The following is a 21,766-nucleotide window of genomic DNA, read 5'->3' on the forward strand; positions in this document are numbered from 1 at the left end:
AGATCACAAAACGGCCCCGTCGCGCCCGAACCGTGAGAAGTCTGTCGCTCCCCGCTGTTAGCGTCCGTCCAATGAAGGCTGCCGATCTTGAGCAGACGCTCCGGGACGACCCCGGCGACCTCGCCTCCTGGCGCCTCTACGGCGCCCGGCTGCGGGAGCGGGGCGACGCCCGGGGGACGCTCATCGAGCTCCAGCAGCGCCGCGACCGCACCCGCCCGGCCGATCGCGAAGCTCTGGACCGTGAGATCGCCGCCGTCGTGGACGAGCACCAGCGGAGCTGGGACGCGGCGCTGCCGGAGGGCGCGACCGTCCTGGAGCGCCGGTACGGGTTCGCCACGAAGGTCGCCGTCGAATGGTCCGACAGCGCGCCCGTGACGATCGAGCAGGTCATGCAGGCCCCCTTCGTGACCGCGCTTCGAATCGCGCCCTCCGAGACCCAGGAGCGGGACGACTACGAATGGGGGGACCCGTCCGAAGCCGCGCTGCCGGTGCCGGCGCCGTCCATCGACACCGGCGCCCTCGCGACGCTCGACCTCGGCCGGCTCGTCGAACTCGATCTGTCGTACCTGCGCATCGGCGCCCCCGGTGCCGAGGCCCTCGCCGTCTCGACGTACTTCCGCTTCGAGGCGTCCGGCGCGGGCGGCTTCGGCCCCTCGGCGGGGAGCGGGCGAACCGAGATCCTCGACCTGCGGTACTGCCGCGTCGGGGACGCCGGCCTGGCCGCCCTCGCGGCGTCCCAGGGCTTCGCCGGCGTCCGCCGCCTGCACCTCCAGCGGAACCTGCTCTCCGCCGAGGGACTGCGCGCGCTGCATCCTCTCGCCGGACTGGCCGAGCTCGACCTGCGATACAACGAGATCGGCGCGGAGGGGGTGCGGGCCCTTCTCGCCGCGCCCTTCGTCGGCTCGCTGAAGAGGTTGCTGCTGTACCGCGACGACGTCGGAGAGGCCGGGGCGAAGATGCTCGCGGACGCCCCCCACCTCCCGCCCGGACTGCGCAGCTACTGGAGGAACGTGTGAGCATCGAGCTCCGCGACGGCTTCTTCGCCCTGTCGAACGGCCGGGCCCCCGCCGAAGAGGCCGACCGCTACCGCGCCCTGGTCGACGCGACCGACACCGAGCCCGTGACGACGATCGACGGGCTGGCGGTCGGCTGGCATCCGACGGCGAGGTTCAAGGCGGTGCGCTTCGTCGACGCCGAACGCATCGACGCCGGTGTGCGGGATCTGTTCGCACGGCCGAGCGAGAACGCGCCGTACCTCGCCGCGGTCTTCGTCGATCCCCGCGAGTTCTCGTTCCGCACGTTCGAGAACATCCTCCCGCTCGACCACCGGTTCGCGGACGTCCCGCTGGAGTTCGAGCTGGCCGGGCGCGACGAGGTCGCCGAGGGCGTTCAGGCGTTCTCGCTGCGGCTCCCCGGCGCCGCCCGGGCCTGCCTGGAGCAGCTCGACTCACTTGACCTGTACGTGCCGCCGCTCAACGCGGGCTCGCGGGGCGGCGACCGGTTCATCTTCCACTCGGCGCTGCTGGCCGAGGCCCTCACCGGCGCGGTGACCAGGGCGATGCCGCGGTCGGCCCTCGACGGCTTCTCGCACGTGAACCCGGTGTTCCGCTGCAACCGTTTCGAGCCGGGCGACGCCGGCTTCCACCGCCACCTGGACACCCCCTACTACGACGCCTCGCGCCGGCACGTCTCCCGCTACACGGTCCTGCTGTACCTCACCGGCGGTTCGGCCGATCCCGCCCTCGCCCTCGAAGGCGGCGCCGCGATCGGGACGATCGATCCCTTCACCTGCGTGATCTTCGACCAGCGGTACGAGCACGAGGGCGCGCCCTACCGCGACGGCCGCAAGGTCTTCCTGCGCACCGAGCTCGTCTTCACCGATCCGGACGTCGCGCACGATCCCGAGATCGGCGCGCTGTTCAGCAAGGCCTGCTACCTGACCGGCGAGAGCGTCTTCGCACCGGAACTCGCCCGCCATGCCGACGCCTACTACAACCAGGTCGCCGCCGCGCACTGGAACGGCCTGACCGCCGGCGCCGGCCGCGAGCCCTTCGTCCACAAGCGGTTCCGCGGTGTGCACTTCGTCGCGAACGGCTATGACTTCTGGTTCGCGAAGAGCGACGAGACGACGCTCGCCGAGTGCGCCGCCATCACGCTGCTCGACTACTTCAACTGCAAGCTCGGCGACAGGGCCTTCCGCACCCTGTGCGACGCGGAGGTGATCGAGGCCGACGGCACGGACTGGATCCCGGCCTTCCTCGGGGACAGGCGCGGTGGTCCGGCGGTCGTGCCGTTCGACAAGTCCATGCTGTTCCCGGATCCGGAGGCGCCCTGCAGCGAGGACCTGCCCGACTGCGCTTGCCTGATCTGCAGCGGTAGCGTGATCGGCCCCTATTTCGAGAGCGCGCGCAACGCGGAGATCATCAAGCACTACACGCGCGCACAGGACTCCGCGAAGGCCGACGTCATGCCCGCGCCCGTCCTGATGCTCGGCGAGGACGTCCATCTCGACCCGGACATGTTCGTCGTCGAGGGCAACCGCATCCACGTTCTCGGCAAGGAAGCGCCGGCGCCGGTGAACTTCGCCGCCTGCCAGGGCGGCCCCCGCTTCCCGGACGCCAAGGACTTCATCGCCTCCGCGGCCGAGGTCGGCGTGGCGCACTTCCTCGTCCCGCCGATCCTGTTCGCCGACTCCGCCGACACCTACCACCTCAAGTTCGACTTCTTCCGCAACACCTGGATGGTGAAGCACGAGCAGTCCACCGTCTCCGTGCCGATGATCCGTCCGTTCGACGAGGACGAGATGGGCTACGAGTACGAGTGCGAATGCGGCTGTGACTGTGACTGCGGTTGCGACGAGGACGAGTGCCTGTGCGACGACGACTGCGAGGAGTGCGGCTGCGGATGCGCCGAAGAGGATGACGAGGACGGCGAGGACGGCGAGGACGCTCGTCGCGACCTCTCGACGGTGTAGGCGCCGCGCCCGGTGACCGCCTGGGCGGTCACCGGACGCGGCCGTTCGCGGACAGCTGGGCCATCCGCGCCAGGGCCGCCACCCAGAAGCGCTGCCGCTCCCGGGTCTGCCCGACCAGGTAGGCGGCCCGCAGCTTCGGCGGCAGGTACGGCAGCAGCCGGGCCACCACGTCGAGATGCCTCTCCAACTGCGACACCTCGGCGTTGGAGAACACCTGGTGGACCAGATCGGTGTCGTCGGTGCCCTCCTGCGACGTCTCGGCCGCCTTCGCCAGCCGGGCCTCCCAGTCGGAGCAGTTCTCGGCGATCTCCACCAGGCCGATCGGCCGGCGGTCCGCCAGGCGGGCCTCCAGCCCGGACAGCGGCACCGGGGCGTACTCGCCGTCGCCGAGGTACATCGGGGCCGGCTGCAGCGGCATCTCCGCCCGGTGCAGCTTGATCAGCCGCTCCATGGTGCGCTTGGTGATCCAGTCCCGGCCCTCGTCGTCGATGTCGTGCTTCCACCACTCCAGGACCGTCTCGGCCGTCTCCCCGTAGGTCGAGATCAGCCACTCGTTGGCCGGGATGTCGTCCGGGTGGACCTCGTAGCTGATCGTGAACCGGCTGGCCTGGGCCACGTTGTTGGCGGCCACCATCAACTTGCGGCCCAGGTGGTAGGGAGGGTTCTGCAACGCCACCTGCGCCCGCAGGCCGGGGATCCGGCGGCCGGCGAGGGTCCACTCCTGAGTGATCTCCATGAGCCTGGCGAAGGCCGCCTTGTCCATCGGCCGGCTGTACTCGTCCCAGATCAGCACCTTGGGCCTCGGGTCGAGCAGCGACCGGGCGAGCATGGCCTCCAGCGACCCGTCCGGGGTGGGCACCGGCACGCACAGGTCTTCGACGCCGGTGACCGGCAGCGAGAAGTAGACGGGCTCGTGGCCGGTCTCCTCCCGGGCGATCTGCTTGGTGATCTGCGTCTTGCCGCATCCTGGCGGGCCCTGCAGGAGCACCGCCCAGCGGTTGGCGATCGCGGCCCGCAGGATGCGGCGGACCGGGTCGGCGACGGTGGCGGGGTTGGCCGCCCCGACCGCCGCGGCGATGCCGTCGAGCACCTCCGCCGTGCGGTCCCGGCCCGGCCGCCCGTCCCGGCCCTCCTCCGCCAGCGCCAGCCGGGCGCCGTTCTGGATCGGCAGACCCCAGGCGAGCGGGAAGCCAGCGCGGGCGCAGTCCAGGACATGCTGCAGGGTGCGCGGCGAGAGCAGGTGGCGCAGCTCCGGGCTGAGCCCGGCCCAGTCGCGGAACACCTCACGCAGATCCCAGCCGGGATACCGCTCGGCCAGCGCCTGCCGCCACGCGGTGTCGTTCGCGGTCAGCCGGATGGTGACCATCCGGTCGAGGATCGCCGGGTCGGACCGGCGGCCGGTGGTCTCCGCCAACGACTCGTTGTCGGTCAGGAACACCCCGACGCAGCCGAGCTCGCGCAGGTCGTACTCGCCCAGGCTCCAGTCGCAGGCGATCTGCATCAGCTGGGACTGCACCGCGTTGCCGGCCTGCAAAGAGTCGTCGATGAGCAGCACGAACGGCTTGCCCGGGACGAGCTGCCGCATGACGAGCTGGCGCAGCGCCAGCTCCCCGCTGCGGTCGTCGCGCACCGGGGCGTTCACCAGCAGGTCATCGGGGGAGAGGTTGGCCGCGGGCACGACGACCAGGGCGGTGCTGGGAAAGCGCTTCGGCACGTACGAGACGAACGTGGAGGTCTTGCCGATGCCGTGCTCGCCGAAGATCTGCCCGGTCTGCTCGGTCGAGATCATCGCGTCGATGAACTTCTCCAGCCTCGTCGCGGGGCCGTGCTCCGGCGGGTCGGGATAGGTGGCGGTGGGTCTCCACCGCCGCCCCGCGGCGGTCACTGTTCGGCTCTCCTCGCTCATCGCCCGGACGTGACCCGGTGGCAGGCCATCGGAGGGTGGTGGTGGTCCGGCCAGTCGTCGCCGCCGTCGGTGATCAACCAGATCCAGTGGTCGGGGGCGCCCGGGGTGACGTGCGGCGCGCGACCGTCGGTCACCATGATGACCGCGTCGGGTTCGGTCTCGAACCGCCTGCCGTCGACCTCCAGCCGGCCCTCGGCGTAGTCGACGACGTTCTGGAAATCGGTGCCGCCTCCGCCCGCCACCCGCTCGCCGGGGACGAACGGCGTCACGACCCCGTCGAAGGCGAGCCAGTGGCTCTCCACCCCGTCGGTGCGGCCGACCAGGGTGGTCAGCCAGTCGACCACGTGGTCGGGCATCGAGCCCGACGTGTCGAAGGCGATGAGCACCACCTTCGTCCGCACCGGCCCCCGCCGGGCCAGCATCGGGGGGTGGCCGAGGGCCAGCATGACCGCGCCGTGCTTCTTCGGGTAGACCAGCCGTTCGCTCTCGCCCAGCTTCGAGGCGAGCACGTCGGCCAGCCACCGCTGCCACCAGTCGACCCGGCGGGTCCTCGGGGTGACGCCGCGCAGCCTGTCCAGGCCCAGGCTCCCCCACAGCCGCTCCAGACGCTCCCCGCCGTCCGTCGTGCGGCCGGCCAGGTCGAGGAGTTCGCCGCGCGCCGCCGGATTCCCGCGCAGCGCGGCCCGCATCACCTCGCGCAGGACGTCGTCGCCGAGCCGCTCCACGGTCTCGGCGTCCAACGGGACCACCCGCCGCTCCGCCCGGTCGCCGTCGTGCGCCTCGCCAGAGCCGCCGGGGTCGTCGCCGGTCAGGTGGACGCAGTACGCCGTGACGGGTTCGGTGAGCGCCTTCATCCGGCGCAACTCGCCGTACACCGTGAGGTCGGTGTGGCTGAACTCGTCGTAGGGGAGCGGGGCCAGTCCCTGCCGGCGCAGGTCTTCCCGGTACGTCCCGTAGACCAGGTCGGGGTCGACGCCGACCGGCTCCCGCTCCTCGCCGCCGGATGCCGTGCCCGCCGGAACCGTGCGCGCGGGAACCGTGGGCAGGGCGGACCGTCCCAACCGGCGCAGGGCGACATGGTTGATGGACACTTCGGCGGCGGTCGTGAACACCGGATCGGAACGCAGGTCCTCGTCCACGTAGAGGTGCCGGTGCATCAGATGCCGGGCCTCGTGGAACAGCACGAACCTGACGCCGTCGTAGTCCAGCTCCATGAAGAAGTACGGGTTGTAGAGCAGGGCGCAGCTTCCGTCGCCGGTGGCCATCACGGCGGCGGTGGGGATCGCGGTGGTCGGGATGTGGTGATGGCACTTGGCGTACAGCCAGGACGCCACCACGCTCTGCCCGGCGCCGAAGCCCAGCAGCACGGACTCCTTGCGCCGGCGGGCCTGCTCGACGATCTCATGGTCCGCGTCCTCCTCCGCCAGGAGCCGGCGCAGGTCCAGCGGACGGCGCTCTCGCCGGGGCCGGTGGCCCGGGCGGGCCGCGGCCCCTCCGACCGGATGGCGACCCGCGGAGCCGAGGTCGCCGGTCACGGCCTTTCCTCGTGAATGGCGCGCTCCCCTGCTTCGCGGGTCATCTGGACGCGGGAACGATAGCGGGCCGGTAGGACGAAGCGAGGGCCGCGGCCGGGCGCGGCGGCGCGGCCGGGGGGAGGGGGACGGGCTCCGTCGTAAATCGGGTGATCCGGGCATCCCCGGTCCGCTGTACTTGATCGCATGAGCATGCCGGACGGGCCGCGGCTGGCCCGCTTCATCGACACGATGATCGACCTCGGGATCACCGGTCAGGTGTTCGGCGAGCACGGCATCGGCAAGACCTCCACGTTCTTCCACCACGTCCGGCGGCGCGAGGACACCGCGCTCGTGTACGTCCCGGCCGCGAACCTCACCCCCGACGACCTGCTCGTCAACGCGCCCGTCCGGCAGGACGGGGAGCTGGTGCTGCGGCAGCTCATCATGCGGCAGCTCAAACCGGGGAAGCCGTTCGTGCTGCTCATCGACGACTCGCTCCAGGCGGGCGCGACGATCCAGTCGCAGCTCATGCAGATCGCCTGCAACTGGACGCTCGGCGAGCACGACCTGCGCGCGCTCGGCTGCGTCGGGGTGTTCCTGACCGACAACGAGACGCTCGCCGAGACCGCCGCGCTCCGCACGGACCCGGCCGTCCTCGACCGGATGGCGACGCTGCGGGTCACCGCCGCCGACACCGCGTGGCGGGCCGCGCTGTCGCGCAGGTTCCGCGGCGTCGACCTCACCGGCGTGTTCCGGGTGTGGGCGTCGCTGCCCGCCGAGCTGCGCCGGCTGCTGTCGCCGCGCACGCTGGAGCACGTCCTCGACTGCGCGCTCGCCGGGCTGCCGCTCGCCTGGGGCCTGCCCCTCGTGGACGGGCGCCGCCTGCGGCTCGTCGCCTCGGACAAGAAGCGGGGAACCGACCAGGCCCCCGAGATCCTCGGCCGCGTCGCCGCCGAGCTGCGCCGCGCCGGGGCGGACGTCCCGGACCCGGCGCACGTCCCGGACGCCGTCCGCCGCGTCGTCCGCACGGCGATCGAGCGGCGCTGGGCCGTGCTCGTGCAGGGACCGCCCGGCTGCGGCAAGACGGAGGTGGTGAAGGAGGTGGTCCGGGACGAGCTCGGCACGGACCCGCTCTACTTCTCGCTGCCCGTCACCAGCGTGGAGGACCTGTGTGCGCCCGTCCCGACCCTGGACGGGACGCTCGACAACCTTCTGTCGGGCCCGTTCCTGGAGCCCGGTGACAAGGCCATCGTCTGGGACGAGTACAACCGCCCCAAGGACAAGGCCACTTTCGCCCGCCTCATGGAGGTCACGCAGGAGTGGTCCCTGGCCGGGCGGCGCATCACGGGCCTCCGCGCCCAGATCGCCTTGCAGAATCCTCCGTACTACCTGGGCCGCAAGCTGCTCGTGTCACGCAACACCATCGCGCAGGCGTCCCGCTTCACCGTCTCGCTGGAAATCGAGCCGGATGACATTCCGGCGAACGAATGGCTTATTTCCCGTTACGGCGCGGTGGCCGAAACCGTCCTGGAGTGGTGGAAGAACGACATCGACGACGAGGGGCGCCAGTGGATGACCAAGCGCACGCTGGAGCGCCTGATCCGCCTGCACGGCACCGGCCTGCCCCTGGACATCGGCAAGATGTACCTGGGCGACGGCGACTACGCGCCCGTGTCGCTCACCGCGCTCGAGGCGCGGCTCGCCCGCCGGCAGGTGACCGGCCTGCGCGAACTTGCCGCCGACCTGGACGTCTGGGCGGAGCGGCTCCGCGCGGCCGGGGACGAGGGCTCGGACGCGACCGACATCGTGCACCGGGTCTTCGCCAACGCCGAGCTGTCGCAGCTCCGCGAGCACGCGGAGGCCGCCGCCCGGCTGGCGCCGCTGCTGCCGCCCAAGCTGAAGGCCACCTACCTGTTCGGAGCCGAGCCGGACCGGCAGCGGTTTTGGACGGGCGTCTTCATGGGAGGTCTCCGAGGGGGATAGATCGGCAAACGTCCTCGCCACTGTCTGACTTGGCTAGAATCCGTCCGTCAGACGAGGCTTCCGCCGAGAGTGCGCATCTTTGTCCGGTCGCGATCTGTCCCCGCGAGGAAGCCCTTGCTCATCGTCTCGCCCTAAGGAGCCTGTGCATGCCCGTGGAATCGGAAAGGCCCGTCCCCGCGGCGAGCCCCGTGATCGGGGAGGCGGAGATCGAGGCGGCCGTCCGCGTGCTCCGCAGCGGCCGGGTCGTCCAGGGCCCCGAGGTCGCCGCGTTCGAGGAGGAGTTCTCCGCGCTCGTGGCGGGCCGCCACTGCGTCGCCGTCAACTCCGGGACCTCGGCGCTGCACCTGAGCATGATGGCGCTCGGCATCGGCCCCGGTGACGAGGTGATCGTCCCCTCGTTCACGTTCGCGGCCACGGCCAACGTCGTCCGCCTCGTCGGCGCCGAGCCCGTCTTCGTCGACATCGAGCCGGGCTCGTTCTGCGTCGACCCGGACGCCGTCGCCGCGGCGGTCGGCCCCCGCACCGCCGCCATCATGCCGGTGCACCTGTACGGGCACCCGGCGGCGATGGACCGCGTCGGCGCGATCGCCGAGCGGCACGGCCTCGCCGTCGTCGAGGACGCCTGCCAGGCGCACGGCGCCTCCCACGGCGGCGCCCCGGTGGGCGCGCTGGGCACGATCGGCTGCTTCAGCTTCTACCCGACCAAGAACATGCACGCCCTGGAGGGCGGCATGATCACCACCGCCGACGCGGAGACCGCCCGGACGCTGCGGCTGCTGCGCAACCAGGGCATGGAGAAGCGCTACGCCAACGAGATCGTCGGCGCCAACGTGCGGCTCACCGACGTCGCCGCGGCCATCGGCCGCGTGCAGCTCGGGCGGCTGCCCGGCTGGACCGAGCGCCGCATCGCCAACGCCCGGTTCCTCGACGCGAAGATCACCGGCGCCGCGGTGCCGCCGGTCGCGCCCGGCGTGCGGCACGTCTACCACCAGTACACCGTCCGCGTCTCCGGCGACCGGGACGCCTTCCAGCGGCGCCTCGAAGAGCGACAGGTCGGCAGCGCCGTCTACTACCCGACGCCCGTCCACCGGCTCACGCCGTTCCTGAAGGACGGCGCCCCGGACCCGCGCTGGGACCTCCCCGAGACCGAGCGCGCGGCGGCCGAGGTGCTGTCGCTGCCGGTGCACCCGTCCCTCGCCGACGACGAGCTGGCGCGCGTGGCCGACGCGGTCAACACCGCCGGGGCCGCGTCGTGAGCGCGCCGCTGCGCGCGGGCCTCATCGGGCTCGGCGTGATGGGACGCAACCACGCCCGGGTCCTGTCCGGGCTGGACGGCGTCGACCTCGTCGGCATCGTCGACCCGGCCGGGCGGCCCGACGGCGCCCCGCACGGGGTGCCGATGATGGCCTCCCTCCAGGACCTGCTGGACGCCGGCGTCGACTACGCGGTGGTCGCCTGCCCGACGGCGCTGCACGAGGAGATCGGGCTCGCGCTCGCCGAGGGCGGCGTCGGCGCGCTGATCGAGAAGCCGCTCGCCGACTCGGTGGAGGCCGCCGAACGGCTCGTGGAGGCGTTCGAGTCGCGCGGTCTCGTGGCCGGGGTCGGCCACATCGAGCGCTACAACCCGGCGCTGCAGAGCATGCGGACCCGGCTGGAGGCGGGCGAGCTGGGCGAGGTGTTCCAGGTCGTCACGCGCCGCCAGGGCCCGTTCCCGCACCGGATCGCCGACGTCGGCGTCGTCAAGGACCTCGCGACCCACGACATCGACCTGACCGGGTGGGTGACCGGCCAGGACTACGTGTCGGTGACCGCGCACACCGTGGCGCGCAGCGGCCGCCCGCACGAGGACATGGTCGCCGCCGTCGGGCGCCTGGCCGACGGCTCCATGGTCAACCACCTGGTGAACTGGCTGAGCCCGCTCAAGGAGCGCACCACCGTCGTCACCGGCGAGCGCGGCTGCTTCATCGCCGACACGCTCACCGCCGACCTCACGTTCTACGCCAACGGCGAGGTGAACACCGAGTGGGAGGCGCTGCGCGCGTTCCGCGGCGTCTCCGAGGGCGACATGATCCGATACGCGATCCCCAAGCGCGAGCCGCTGCTGGTCGAGCACGAGCGGTTCCGCGACGCGGTCCTCGCGGGCCCCGGCGGCGCCGCCCCGGGCGACGTCGTCACCCTGCGGCAGGGCCTGCGGACGGTCCGGGTGTCGGCCGCCGTCCTGAAGTCCGCCCGCCTCGGCGAGACGGTGACGCTGCACCCCGAGGAGGCCCTCGGTGCCGTCTGACGTGAGTGCCGGGGTTCCCGACGTCACCGTCGTGGTCGCGGTCTACAACACGATGCCGTACCTGACCGACTGCCTGAACTCGCTGGTCGGGCAGAGCATCGGCCCCGACCGCATGGAGGTCGTCGCGGTCGACGACGGCTCCACCGACGGCAGCGGCGCCGAGCTGGACCGTTTCGCCGAGCAGTACCCCGACGTCATCAGGGTGCTGCGCCAGCCGAACTCCGGCGGCCCGGCGGCCCCCAGCAACCGCGCGCTCGACCACGCGACCGGCCGCTACGTCTACTTCGTCGGCGCCGACGACTACCTGGGCCCCGAGGCGCTGGAGCGCATGGTCGCGGCGGCCGACGAGTGGGGCTCGGACGTCCTCGTCGGGAAGATGGAGGGCGTCAACGGGCGGGCCGTCCGGCGGCCCGAGTTGTTCGCCGAGAACCGCCCCGAGATCGACCTGTACGACTCGGTGCTGCCGTGGGTGCTGTCGAACTGCAAGCTGTTCAGCCGCGAGCTGGTGGAGCGGCACAAGCTGCGGTTCCACGAGCACATGCGGATCGGCAGCGACCAGCCGTTCACCCTGGAGGCGTGCGTGCGCGCCCGGCGGATCTCCGTCCTCGCCGACTACACCTGCTACTACGCGGTGCTGCGCGACGACGGCGGCAACATCACGCAGGGCGCCGTCCAGGTCCACACCCGGCTCGAATGCGCGGAGAGCCTGTTCGGCGTCGTCGCCGACCTGATCGAGCCCGGTCCGAAGCGGGACGCGATCCTCAGGCGGCACACCCGCTGGGAGCTGACGATGCCGACGCGGGAGGGGTTCCTCGAACTCGACCGCGCGACGCAGGAGGACGTCGCCGCCCGCGTCGGGAGTCTCGTCGAGCGGTACGTGACCGACGAGGTCCTCTACACGCTGCCCATCGTCCGCCGCGCCCGGCTCCGGCTGGCGCAGCTCGGCGAGGTCGACCTGCTGTGCGAGGCGATCCGGGACGGCGTCGCCGAGCGCTCCTACCTGATCGCGCTCAAGGACGGCCGCACCTACCTCGCCTACCAGGGCTTCGAGGACCCCCGCCTCGGACTGCCGGACGACCTGTTCGAGATCACCAAGGGGATGCGCAAGCGGCTCTCCCAGGAGGCGCGGACGGTCGCCGTGCGGCGCGACCGCGACACGGTGGAGATCACCGTCCGGACCCCGCTCACCGGCCCCGAGGCCGCCGACCCCGCGACCGCCCGGCTCGCGCTGGCCCCCCGCGGCGGCGGGAAGGCCCTCGACCTCGACGAGTACACCACCCGCGAGGCGCGCGAGGACGGCCTGCACGTCACCGCCCGGATTCCGGCGGCGCTCACGGCGGCGTCCGGCGGCGGCCGGCACGCGCTGCGGCTCGTCGTGCGGGCGGCCGGGGAGACGCACGACCTCGCCGTGCCGCCGGGGGCGTCCGTGGTGCCCGGCCCGCGCGGCGAGCTCTTCTGGCACCGCGCCCGGCCCTACCGGCTGGGGGTCACCGGCGACGACCGGCACGGCACGATGATCGAGACACGTCCGGTACGTCCGGCCCAGGCCGTCGCCCAGCGGGTCCGGCGCGTGACGTCCCTTGGAGGTAGGTAGCACATGCGGATCTGCGTGGTCGCGCTCGGCAAGATCGGGCTTCCGCTCGCGGTGCAGTTCGCCCGCAAGGGCCACCGCGTGATCGGCGCCGACGTGGACGAACGCGTCGTGGCCGAGGTCAACGCCGGGCGCGAGCCGTTCCCCGGCGAGGCGGAGCTGGACGTCCACCTCGGCGAGGCGGTGCGGGCCGGGCTGCTCACGGCGACGACCGACACGGCGGCGGCGGTCGCCGAGTCCGAGGCGGTCGTCGTGGTCGTGCCCCTGTTCGTGGACGCGGAGGGCGTCCCGGACTTCGGCTGGATGGACGCCGCGACGCGCTCCATCGCGCAGGGCCTGCGACCCGGCACGCTCGTCAGCTACGAGACGACGCTGCCCGTCGGCACCACCCGGGACCGCTGGGCCCCGATGCTGGCGGAGGGCTCCGGCCTCACCGCGGGCGACGGCTTCCACCTGGTGTTCAGCCCGGAGCGCGTGCTGACCGGACGGGTGTTCGCCGACCTGCGCCGCTACCCCAAGCTCGTCGGCGGCGTCGACGAGGCGTCCGCCCGGCACGGCGTGGAGTTCTACGAGCAGGTCCTCGACTTCGACGAGCGGCCCGACCTCGACCGGCCGAACGGCGTCTGGGACCTCGGCTCCGCGGAGGCGGCGGAGCTCGCCAAGCTCGCCGAGACCACCTACCGGGACGTCAACATCGGCCTCGCCAACCAGTTCGCCCGCTACGCCGACGCGGCGGGCGTGGACGTCATGAAGGTCATCGAGGCCTGCAACACCCAGCCCTACAGCCACATCCACAAGCCGGGCATCGCCGTCGGCGGCCACTGCATCCCGGTGTATCCGCGGATGTACCTGTGGAACGACCCGGACGCGACCGTCGTCCGCGCCGCCCGCGAGGCCAACACGCGGATGCCCGAGTACGCCGTCGGCCTCCTCGCGGACGCCTACGGCGACCTGACCGGCGCCGGCGTCCTCGTCCTGGGCGCGGCGTACCGGGGCGGCGTCAAGGAGACGGCGTTCTCCGGCGTCTTCCCCACGGTGGAGGCGCTGCGGCGGCGGGGCGCCGTCCCGTACGTGTCCGACCCGATGTACACCGACGAGGAGCTGGAGGCCCTGGGCCTGCCGCCCCACCGAGGCGAGTCGGTCACGGCCGCGATCGTGCAGGCCGACCACGCCGCCTACCGCGAACTCGGCGCGGACGACCTGCCCGGGGTCAAGGCCCTGGTCGACGGCCGCCGCGTCACCGACGCCTCCCGCTGGCCCGGCGTGCACCGCGTCGTCATCGGCGCCCCGGACGCCCGGACCGGTTCCTAGCCGCCTCGCTGACCGCTCGGGCCGGACCGCGCAAGCGCCCCGGCCGACCGCAACTGGAGAATCGAATGCAAATCGAAGACGGGACGGTTCCCGGCGCGTCGTCGCGCGGCCGCGTCGTCATGCTCGTCGACAACGATGTCGTGCGCGACTCCCGGGTGCAGAAGGCCGCGAAGTCGATGTCCGAGGCGGGCTGGGAGGTGCACCTGCTCGGCTGCACCGGGGCCAAGAAGCGCCGCTCCTGGAAGATCGGCGAAGCCCGCGTCCGCCTCCTGCCGATCCAGCACGTGCTGATCCGCAACCGGCACGGCGTCCTGCGCGCCACGCTGCGCCGTCCGCTCGCGTACGGGCACCCGAAGGTGGCGGACTACCGGCGGCGGCTCGTGCAGTCCCGGCGGGCCGACCTCGCCGCCGCGCGCCTCGACCGCGGGTCCCGGGGCCCGGCGCGCAAGGCGTGGCTGATGGCGCGGCGGGTCACGGCGAAGGCGCAGTCGCGGTGGGTCGCGCTGCGGGTCCGGCAGACGGAGTCGCTCACCGCGGCCCGCGCCGACCCGCGCGCGCCGATGGAGCGGCTCGCGATCAACTTCTGGCTGAAGGTCCTCGGCGACCGGGCCTGGCGCGTCCTCGACCGCAACCTGTGGGACTGGGACAGCACCTACGGCAAGGTCATCGACAAGCTCGAACCCGACATCATCCACGCCAACGACTTCCGCATGCTCGGCGTCGCGGCGCGCTCGGTGCGGCGGGCCCGCGCGAAGGGCCGGACGGTGAAGCTCGTCTGGGACGCGCACGAGTTCCTGCCGGGCATCCGGCCGTGGGGCGCCGGGCCGCGCTGGCTGCCCGCCATGATCGCGCACGAGCGCGAGTACGCGGGCGACGCCGACGCCGTGGTGACCGTCTCGGCGGCGCTCGGCGACCGGCTGATGGAGGGCCACGGCCTGCGCGAGCGGCCGACCGTCGTGCTCAACGCGCCGATCACCGAGGGCGAGCCCAGCACCTCCGACCCCGTCCCCGACATGCGGGAGATGTGCGGCGTCGGCCCCGACACCCCGATCGCGGTCTACAGCGGCAGCGCCTCCGTGCAGCGCGGCCTGGACATCATGATCGACGCGCTGCCGCGGCTGCCCCGGCTGCACGTCGCCCTGATCGTCTCCTCGGCGCGGTCCGACTACGTCCGCGGCCTGGTCGCCCGCGCCGCCGAACTCGGCGTCGCCGACCGCGTCCACACGCTGCCGTACGTGCCGTTCGACCAGGTCGTCCCGTTCCTGGTGGCGGCCGACATCGGTGTGATCCCGATCCACCACTGGCCCAACCACGAGATCGCGCTGATCACGAAGTTCTTCGAGTACTCGCACGCGCGGCTGCCGATCATCGTGAGCGACGTGCAGGCGATGGGCGACATGGTGAAGTCCACCGGGCAGGGCGAGGTCTTCCACGCCGAGGACCTCGACGACTACGTGCGGGCGGTCGAGGCCGTCCTCGGCGACCCGGGGCGGTACCGCGCCGTGTACGACGACCGGCCCGACCTGCTGCACGAGTGGACGTGGGAGGCGCAGGCCGAGGTGCTGGACGGCGTCTACGCCAGGCTGCTGCCGTCCGCCGCCAAACCGGCCCCGGGCGCGCCCGCGGCCGGGTCCGACGGCCACCTCATCGGCGCCCAGGACTGACGGTGGCGGCGGACAGGAGCGGCGACCGGGACGTGGCCGTCGTCACCCCCTGGTATCCGAACCCGAAGCAGGAGTGGGCCGGCGCCTTCGTCCAGTCGATGGTGGCGGCGACGGCCCCGGGCTGCGGCGACGTCACCGTCTACCACACCGAGGCGTGGCTGATGCGGCAGCCGGCGGAGGAGGTCGAGGCGGCGCGCGAGGCGCACCGCCGCCTCCTGCCGGTCGCGCTGCACCCCGCGCCCGACGTCGCGGGCTCGCGGCTGGTGCGCGTCCCGGTGCCGACGGTGCCCGACTACACCTTCGCCGAACTCGCCGTGCAGCACGCCCGGTGGCTGCGCGAGGCGCTGGGCGGCGAGCCGATCCCGGCGCCCGTCGTCCACGCCCACGTGGGGCTGCGCGGCGGCTGGACGGCGCTGGAGAACGCCCGCCCCGACGCGCGGGTGTTCGTCACCGAGCACGCGTCCTTCCTGGACAAGGTCCTGGAGCAGCCCGACTCGCGGGAGATGTACGAGCGGGTCCTGGAGCGCTGCACCGGCTTCCTCGTGGTCACCGACGTGCTGCGGGACACGCTCGCCGAGGCGTTCCCGGCGCTCGCCCACAAGATCGAGATGATCTCCAACCCGATCTCGTTCGGGGAGCCGCGCGAGCGTCCCGTGACCGAGCTGCGGCGCTGGCTGTACGTCGGCACCCTGGTCGAGCGCAAGGGCGTGGGCTGGCTGCTGGAGGCGTTCGCCGAGTGCCTCGCCGAGGACCCCGCGCTGACGCTGACCGTGGCCGGGCCCGGCGTGCTCGCCCGGCAGCTCCAGGAGCGGGCCGCCGAGCTGGGCGTGGACCACGCGGTGTCGTTCCTCGGCGCGGTCGCCCCCGACGAGGCCGCGCGGCTCATGCGCGAGCACGACCTGCTCGTCCACCCCGCCCGCTGGGAGACCTTCGGCGTGACGATCATCGAGGCGGTGGCGGCCGGGCTGCCGGTGCTCGTCACCCGCTGCGGCGGACCGGAGCGGACCCTGGCCGGCATCGAGGCCGCCGCGGGGGAGATGATCGACGTCGAGGAGAACGCGAGCTCGATCGTCAACGGGTACCGCCGCCTGCGCGACCGCTTCCCGGACGGCCTCGACCTGCCGAAGGCCCGGGAGATCCTGGACGGACGCTTCGGCTACCGCACGGTGGCCGAGGCGCACTACCGGCACTGGTTCCCGGAGGCGGGCGCGGACGACGGGCCCGAGGGCGCCGCCGACCGTGCCGCGGACGACGGGGCCGCCGACGGGGGAGAAGAAGCGTGAACGTGCTGTTCGTGGCGCTCGGCGCCTCCCGCCGGCCCGCGGTCGTCCGGGAGGCGGCCCAGGTCCTCGCGGACGGCGGCAGCGCCGTCGTGCTGGTGCGCAAGGCCTCGACCTGGGCGAAGGACCCGCTCCCGGACGGCGTCGACGCCGTCGAGCTGTCCGCGCTCGAACGGCGCTACCGTCCCGCCGCGGTGCGGATCCCGCTGTACCGGATCCCGGCGCTGCTGCTGCGGGTGTGCTTTCCCGGGCCGCTGCGGGGGCTGGGGAAGCGGATCGACTCCGCTTACCGCAGGCGCGTCGCGCGGCCCGTCGACCGGCGGCTCGCCCGCCTGTACCGGCGCGACGCCGACGCGGTGCGCCGCCGGACGGTCGACCGCGAGCTGCTCCGCGGCCGCTCCATCGACCTCGTCGTCATCGCCGATCCGCAGTCGCTGGTGACCGTGTCCGAGCTCGCGGACACGATCACGGGCGCCGGAGCGACGCTCTCCTACTCCGTCGCCCATGAAAGGCACCCGGCAGGCTACGCCAGAGGATGACTCAATGACCGAACGCCGCCCACGCCTCCTGTACCTCGCCTTCTACTTCCCGCCGTCCCGCGCGAGCGGCGTGTACCGGCCCCGGGCGACCGCCAACCGGCTGACCGAGCTGGGCTGGGACGTCACGGTCTTCGCGGCGCCGCTCCCGTTCCTCTACGACACGATCGGCTCGGTCGACGACAAGCTGACGGAGACCGTCGACCCGCGGATCACGCTGGTGCGCCCCGACCTGAACCGGTTCGTCTGGCAGACGGACCTGCGCGAGTACAGCCGGTTCCGGGGGGCGTTCCCCCAGCTGGCCCAGTCGCTGTACACGTGGGGGCAGAAGCACGTCTTCCCTGAGCACTACGCGTCCTGGGGGCGCGACTCCGTCCGCCGCGCGCTGCGGATGCACGCGCGGCGCAGGTTCGACGTGGTCCTCGCGACGGGGAACCCGTACTCCTCGTTCGCCGCGGCGTGGCTGTTCCACAAGCTGACCCGCACCCCCTACATCATCGACTACCGCGACTCCTGGACCCTCGACCAGTTCAGCGAGGAGCCGATGTTCGAGGACGGGCATCCCGCCTGGCGCTGGGAGCGGCGGGTGCTGCGGTCCGCGGCGAACTCGCTGTACGTCAACGACGCCCAGCGCGCCTGGCACGCCGAGCGCTACCCGCGCGCGGCGGACCGCATGATGACCGTCCTGAACGGGTGGGACGCCGACACGCTCCCGCAGAGCGCCGCGCCGCCCCCGGCGGCCCGCGCGACGACGGGCGGGCACGCGCCCCGCTTCTCCTTCATCGGCACGGTCACCGACAAGCAGCCCATCGAGGAGCTGATCGAGGGGTTCTCCCGCGCCCGCGCGCATTCGGACATGCGGGCCGCCACCCTCAACTTCTACGGCTACTTCGGGTTCTTCCAGGGCACCGACAACAAGCTCCGCAAGCGCTTCGCCGCCGCGGCCGAGGCCGCGGCGGAGGCCGTCAGCGCCCAGGAGGTCGGGGGCGGGGCGGCGGTGGCCGAGCAGGCGGAGGCCGCCGCCGGCGGCGGAGCGGACGGCGAGGAACTGCTCGCCCCCGGCGTCTACCACCGCGGCCCGGTGTCCAAGACGGCGCTCGCCGACGTCTACCAGGACTCCGACGTGCTGGTCTTCCTCAACGGGGGCGGGCGCTACGTCACCTCCGGCAAGATCTTCGAGTACATGGCGGCCGGACGTCCCATCGTGTCGGTCCACACGCCCGGGTCGGCGGCCGAGGAGCTGCTGCGCGGGTACCCGCTGTGGTTCAACCCGGGAGGGCTCGCCCCGGCCGACATCGCCGCGTCGATGGTGGCGGCCGCGAAGGCTGCGGCGGGACTGGACGAGCGGCAGGCGGCCGAGGCCCGCGCCTACGCCGACCGCTTCGAACGGAACGTGACGCTGGAGCCGCTCGTGGGGCGGCTCACCGAGCTGGCCGCCCGCAGGCGCGGCGTGAGCGGGTGACCATGTTGGGAGACGGTGACGTGCACGGCGCGCAGCCCCCGAAGGTGCTGGTCCTGGCCATGGACCCCAGGCTGACCATGGACCCGGCCCCGAGCGTGCCGCCCAAGCGCCAGCACAAGAGGGTCATCGGGCTGGCCGGGCACTTCGCGGAGGAGGGCGCGCGGGTCGACGTGGTGACCGCCGAGCCGGACGGGTGGGCGAACCTGGACGAGCGGGTGCGCCTGCACCGGCTCGACAAGGCGGAGGCCCGGCACCCGCTGCCCTGGCTGGAGCACACGGTCGTGATCCGGATGCCGCGGATCGCCGTCCGGCCGGTGGCGCGGGCGGGCCGTCTCGGCGCGCGCCTGGACCGCGCCCGGAGCCGCGCCTCCCGCGCCGTCCACCGGCGGCTCTTCCTGCCGTTCTACCGGCACGTCCGGCCGCACGTGCTGGCCCGCATCGCGCGGCGGCGCGTCCTGCGGGAGATCGACACGGGCGGCCTCGTCCGCGTCATCGTGATGGACCGGACGTCGGTGCCGCTCGGCCGCAGGCTGGCCCGCCTGCACCCCGACCTCGTCGTGACGACGCGGCAGGTGCGCGACCTCGACGCCAAGGCCTGACCGGCCGGCCGCCCCTCCGGGCTCAGCCCTTCTCGGTCAGGACGGTCGTGTCCGAGCCGTCGCCGGCGGGGGCCTCGACGTAGACCTCACCGGTCCGCGGGCACTCCCACGTGCCGTCGGCACGCTCGGCCAGCCGGGCGCCCGCCCTGCCGACCCAGCCGATCCGGCGGGCGGGCACGCCCGCGACCAGCGCGAAGTCGGGGACGTCGCGGGTGACCACCGCGCCCGCGGCGACCATCGCCCAGCGGCCGACGCGGACCGGGGCGACGCACACGCTGCGCGCGCCGAGCGAGGCGCCCTCGGCGACGTGGACGCCGACCGCCTCCCAGTCGTCGCCGCGCTTCAGCTTGCCGTCCGGGTCCACCGAGCGGGGCTCGCGGTCGTTGGTGAGCACGACGGCGGGGCCGACGAACACGCCGTCCTCCAGCACGGCGGGCTCGTAGACGAGCGCGTGGTTCTGCAGCTTGACGTTGTCGCCGATCCGCACGCCCGCGCCGACGTAGGCGCCGCGGCCCACGATGCAGCCCTCGCCGAGCCGGGCGCCCTCGCGGATCTGGGCGAGGTCCCACACGGTGGTGCCGTCGCCGAGTTCCGCGCCGGGGTCGACCTGGGCGCTCGGCAGGATGCGGTGACTCATGCGGTGCCTTCCATGCGGATGTTCAGCGGGTGGACTCGGATCACTCCGGCTTCGCGCCCCCGCCGGGGAGCAGCCGCCGGGCGCGCTTCGCCAGCGACGCCAGCGGCGCGGTGACGTGCACGGTCGCGGTCCTGCGGTCCATTCTGACGTGCACGCGGCGCGGGGGCGCCAGCGAGGCGGTCACCGGACCGAGGACGCCGCCGTCCTCGGAGGCCAGGCGCACCGCGACGGGGTCGCCGACGCCGTCGACCGCGAAGCGGGCCCGCCAGCGGCCGGGACGCGCGCCCGCGAGGGAGAGGTCGGCGCGCAGGCGGGACGGGTCGTCCGGCGCGGCCTCCAGCGCCGCGCGGACCGTCGTCTCGCCGTCGGCGTGGTGCAGCACCACGCGCATCGCGGGGCCGTCGCCGAGGACGGGCGGCGCGTCGGCCAGCACCCGGACCCGCCTCCCCGGCCCCCAGCCGACCTCCACGTCGGCGAAGTCGGCGGACGTGAGGGCGGCGCCGGCCTCCAGCGCGAGCGGCTCCCCGCGGCGCGCCTGCGCCGGGCGCAGGACGCGGGCCCCCGCCAGGGCCGCCCGCGGGAGGGGCAGGTCGCGCGGCCTGACCAGCGGCACCGTCCGCACGTGCCCGCTGAGCGCGACCTCGACGTGCAGGGTCCAGAGGCCGTCCGGGAGGGAGGCCGCCTCCGGGCCGACGGCGGCGGTGAAGGACGCTTCGACGCCTTCGTCCGCGGACGCGGCAACGGTCTCGCACTCCACAGGGCGGCGGTCGCCGTCGGCGTTCTCCAGCAGCAGCCGGACGACCGGGGTCCCCTCGTCGACGTCGCGGACGACCACGGTGCCGCCGACCAGCAGGGCGTCGTCCCCCCAGGCCAGCCGTGTCAGGGCGGGCAGGACCACCAGGGGCGCGGACGTCGCGAAGCATTCGTCGGGGATGCGGACGGCGGCGTCGCGGAAGAACGGGTACTTCAGGTAGGCGCGCCCGTCCTCCAGATGGAGGCGGGGCCGCGTCCCGCCGCGGCGGAACCGCAGGACCTCCACCAGCTCGTCGTCGAGGCCGTGCAGGACGCAGTGCCCGATCACCCGGTGGAGGGGGTGGGCCAGCTCCCGCTGCGCGGGGGTGTACCACTCCTCCAGCAGCTCGCGGCAGCCCGCGAGGGTGACCTTCTGGTCGTCGGGCGAGGAGTCCAGGTACAGGCGGTCGAGACGGCCGAAGACCTCCAGCCGCAGGTAACGCCGGTTCAGCCGCTCCCGCGTCTCGCCCGGCTCGGTGTGCTCGGCGACCTGCCGCATCGCCTGGCCGATGACCGTGTACAGGTCGGCGGGCGGGGCGCCGGCGCCCTGCGTCGCGCTGGAGCCGTCCTCGCGGGCGGCCCAGTAGTAGCAGTCGTAGTCGGCGAGGACGGAGACGCCGTCGGCGTTCAGGTAGGCGCCCGCGGTGAAGAGCTGGTCTTCGTGGGCCACCAGGCCCTCGGTGAAGCGGAGGCCCGCGCGCTCGACCAGCGACCGCCGGAAGAGCTGGAGCGCGGCCATCGACATCCGCCCGAACAGGTCGCAGTCGGGGTCGAGCACGTGGGTGCGCTCGATGGAGCGGTCGAACACCTTGGGCGACTTGCGGCCGCCCGTCCCGACCTGCTTGCCGAGGACGATGTCGGTGCCGTTGCGCTCGGCCATCGCCGTCATGCGCTCCAGCGCCTCCGGGCCCAGCCGGTCGTCGGCGTCCAGGAAGAACACGAACGTCCCGGTCGCCAGCTCCAGGCCGCGGTTGCGCGGCGCGCCCGCGCCGCCGGAGTTCGGCTGGTGGACGACCGTCAGCCGGTCGTGGGCGCGGGCGAGCTCGTCCAGCAGCTCGCCGCCGCCGTCGGTCGAGCCGTCGTCGACGGCGATGACCTGGACCTGCTCGGCGGGCAGGGACTGGGCGAAGACCGACTCCAGTGCCCCGCCCACCGTGTCCCGGCACTGGTACACCGGGACGATCACGCTGACCAGGGGGTGCGTCATGGTCCCTCTACACTCGGGGAAGCGAC

The 21,766-nt window shown here is 73.3% G+C and carries 16 protein-coding genes; 12 read left to right on the forward strand and 4 right to left on the reverse strand.

What is annotated here, in order from left to right:
- Nucleotides 1–71 precede the first annotated feature (71 nt).
- Both ABWI04_RS01295 and ABWI04_RS01300 read left to right on the forward strand, forming a co-directional pair.
- Nucleotides 72–1,016 (forward strand): leucine-rich repeat domain-containing protein, encoded by a 945-nt coding sequence (locus tag ABWI04_RS01295; protein ID WP_345182879.1) that lies wholly within the window; start codon nucleotides 72–74, stop codon nucleotides 1,014–1,016.
- A complete protein-coding gene (locus ABWI04_RS01300) occupies nucleotides 1,013–2,974 on the forward strand; it encodes a hypothetical protein (protein ID WP_353831071.1) in 1,962 nt (653 codons plus the stop codon). The genes ABWI04_RS01295 and ABWI04_RS01300 overlap by 4 nt, the downstream gene beginning before the upstream one ends.
- Before the next feature lie 28 nt (nucleotides 2,975–3,002).
- Here ABWI04_RS01300 and ABWI04_RS01305 read toward each other — a convergent pair whose 3' ends face one another.
- Both ABWI04_RS01305 and ABWI04_RS01310 read right to left on the reverse strand, forming a co-directional pair.
- Complete coding sequence (locus ABWI04_RS01305; protein ID WP_353831072.1) at nucleotides 3,003–4,880, reverse strand: ATP-binding protein; 1,878 nt, start codon at nucleotides 4,878–4,880, stop codon at nucleotides 3,003–3,005.
- Complete coding sequence (locus tag ABWI04_RS01310) at nucleotides 4,877–6,415, reverse strand: DUF2201 family putative metallopeptidase (protein WP_353831073.1); 1,539 nt, start codon at nucleotides 6,413–6,415, stop codon at nucleotides 4,877–4,879. The genes ABWI04_RS01305 and ABWI04_RS01310 overlap by 4 nt, the downstream gene beginning before the upstream one ends.
- A 183-nt stretch (nucleotides 6,416–6,598) precedes the next feature.
- On the opposite strand from ABWI04_RS01310, the gene ABWI04_RS01315 reads away from it, so the two are divergent.
- The 10 genes from ABWI04_RS01315 to ABWI04_RS01360 all read left to right on the forward strand — a co-directional run bounded on the left by ABWI04_RS01315 (nucleotide 6,599) and on the right by ABWI04_RS01360 (nucleotide 19,104).
- Nucleotides 6,599–8,377 (forward strand): ATP-binding protein, encoded by a 1,779-nt coding sequence (locus tag ABWI04_RS01315; protein ID WP_353831074.1) that lies wholly within the window; start codon nucleotides 6,599–6,601, stop codon nucleotides 8,375–8,377.
- Between the two features lie 146 nt (nucleotides 8,378–8,523).
- Nucleotides 8,524–9,633 (forward strand): DegT/DnrJ/EryC1/StrS family aminotransferase, encoded by a 1,110-nt coding sequence (locus tag ABWI04_RS01320; RefSeq protein ID WP_353831075.1) that lies wholly within the window; start codon nucleotides 8,524–8,526, stop codon nucleotides 9,631–9,633.
- Complete coding sequence (locus tag ABWI04_RS01325) at nucleotides 9,630–10,661, forward strand: Gfo/Idh/MocA family protein (RefSeq protein ID WP_345182885.1); 1,032 nt, start codon at nucleotides 9,630–9,632, stop codon at nucleotides 10,659–10,661. The genes ABWI04_RS01320 and ABWI04_RS01325 overlap by 4 nt, the downstream gene beginning before the upstream one ends.
- The gene (locus tag ABWI04_RS01330; protein ID WP_353831076.1) at nucleotides 10,651–12,255 is read left to right on the forward strand and encodes a glycosyltransferase family 2 protein; all 1,605 of its coding nucleotides are present in this window, start codon (nucleotides 10,651–10,653) and stop codon (nucleotides 12,253–12,255) included. Before ABWI04_RS01325 ends, ABWI04_RS01330 begins: the two co-directional genes overlap by 11 nt.
- 3 nt (nucleotides 12,256–12,258) lie before the next feature.
- Nucleotides 12,259–13,563, forward strand: a complete 1,305-nt coding sequence (locus ABWI04_RS01335; RefSeq protein WP_345182888.1) for a nucleotide sugar dehydrogenase — start codon at nucleotides 12,259–12,261, stop codon at nucleotides 13,561–13,563.
- A 65-nt stretch (nucleotides 13,564–13,628) separates the two neighbouring features.
- Nucleotides 13,629–15,227 (forward strand): glycosyltransferase family 4 protein, encoded by a 1,599-nt coding sequence (locus ABWI04_RS01340; protein WP_353831077.1) that lies wholly within the window; start codon nucleotides 13,629–13,631, stop codon nucleotides 15,225–15,227.
- 2 nt (nucleotides 15,228–15,229) lie between these two features.
- The gene (locus tag ABWI04_RS01345; protein ID WP_353831078.1) at nucleotides 15,230–16,510 is read left to right on the forward strand and encodes a glycosyltransferase; all 1,281 of its coding nucleotides are present in this window, start codon (nucleotides 15,230–15,232) and stop codon (nucleotides 16,508–16,510) included.
- Nucleotides 16,507–17,046, forward strand: a complete 540-nt coding sequence (locus ABWI04_RS01350; RefSeq protein ID WP_345182892.1) for a hypothetical protein — start codon at nucleotides 16,507–16,509, stop codon at nucleotides 17,044–17,046. Before ABWI04_RS01345 ends, ABWI04_RS01350 begins: the two co-directional genes overlap by 4 nt.
- A gap of 4 nt (nucleotides 17,047–17,050) precedes the next feature.
- The gene (locus tag ABWI04_RS01355) at nucleotides 17,051–18,505 is read left to right on the forward strand and encodes a glycosyltransferase (RefSeq protein WP_345182893.1); all 1,455 of its coding nucleotides are present in this window, start codon (nucleotides 17,051–17,053) and stop codon (nucleotides 18,503–18,505) included.
- Nucleotides 18,502–19,104 carry a hypothetical protein gene (locus ABWI04_RS01360; protein ID WP_345182894.1) on the forward strand — a complete coding sequence of 201 codons (603 nt, stop codon included), beginning with the start codon at nucleotides 18,502–18,504 and terminating at the stop codon, nucleotides 19,102–19,104. The genes ABWI04_RS01355 and ABWI04_RS01360 overlap by 4 nt, the downstream gene beginning before the upstream one ends.
- Nucleotides 19,105–19,126: 22 nt before the next feature.
- Here the strand turns inward: ABWI04_RS01360 and ABWI04_RS01365 are convergent, their stop codons facing one another.
- Together ABWI04_RS01365 and ABWI04_RS01370 are read right to left on the reverse strand one after the other, a co-directional pair.
- The gene (locus tag ABWI04_RS01365) at nucleotides 19,127–19,741 is read right to left on the reverse strand and encodes an acyltransferase (protein ID WP_353831079.1); all 615 of its coding nucleotides are present in this window, start codon (nucleotides 19,739–19,741) and stop codon (nucleotides 19,127–19,129) included.
- 40 nt (nucleotides 19,742–19,781) lie between these two features.
- Nucleotides 19,782–21,740 carry a glycosyltransferase gene (locus ABWI04_RS01370; protein ID WP_353831080.1) on the reverse strand — a complete coding sequence of 653 codons (1,959 nt, stop codon included), beginning with the start codon at nucleotides 21,738–21,740 and terminating at the stop codon, nucleotides 19,782–19,784.
- Between the last annotated feature and the right edge of the window lie 26 nt (nucleotides 21,741–21,766).

The organism is Actinomadura sp. NPDC000929, from assembly GCF_040492065.1.
Taxonomy (GTDB): Bacteria; Actinomycetota; Actinomycetes; order Streptosporangiales; family Streptosporangiaceae; genus Spirillospora; species Spirillospora verrucosospora.

Excerpts from the sequence above, each read along its gene's own strand:
- ABWI04_RS01315 (WP_353831074.1), top strand. The coding sequence starts at position 6,599 with ATGAGCATGCCGGACGGGCCGCGGCTGGCCCGCTTCATCGACACGATG.
- ABWI04_RS01355 (WP_345182893.1), top strand. The coding sequence starts at position 17,051 with ATGACCGAACGCCGCCCACGCCTCCTGTACCTCGCCTTCTACTTCCCG.
- ABWI04_RS01320 (WP_353831075.1), top strand. The coding sequence starts at position 8,524 with ATGCCCGTGGAATCGGAAAGGCCCGTCCCCGCGGCGAGCCCCGTGATC.
- ABWI04_RS01370 (WP_353831080.1), bottom strand. The coding sequence starts at position 21,740 with ATGACGCACCCCCTGGTCAGCGTGATCGTCCCGGTGTACCAGTGCCGG.
- ABWI04_RS01365 (WP_353831079.1), bottom strand. The coding sequence starts at position 19,741 with ATGAGTCACCGCATCCTGCCGAGCGCCCAGGTCGACCCCGGCGCGGAA.
- ABWI04_RS01335 (WP_345182888.1), top strand. The coding sequence starts at position 12,259 with ATGCGGATCTGCGTGGTCGCGCTCGGCAAGATCGGGCTTCCGCTCGCG.
- ABWI04_RS01305 (WP_353831072.1), bottom strand. The coding sequence starts at position 4,880 with ATGAGCGAGGAGAGCCGAACAGTGACCGCCGCGGGGCGGCGGTGGAGA.
- ABWI04_RS01295 (WP_345182879.1), top strand. The coding sequence starts at position 72 with ATGAAGGCTGCCGATCTTGAGCAGACGCTCCGGGACGACCCCGGCGAC.
- ABWI04_RS01340 (WP_353831077.1), top strand. The coding sequence starts at position 13,629 with ATGCAAATCGAAGACGGGACGGTTCCCGGCGCGTCGTCGCGCGGCCGC.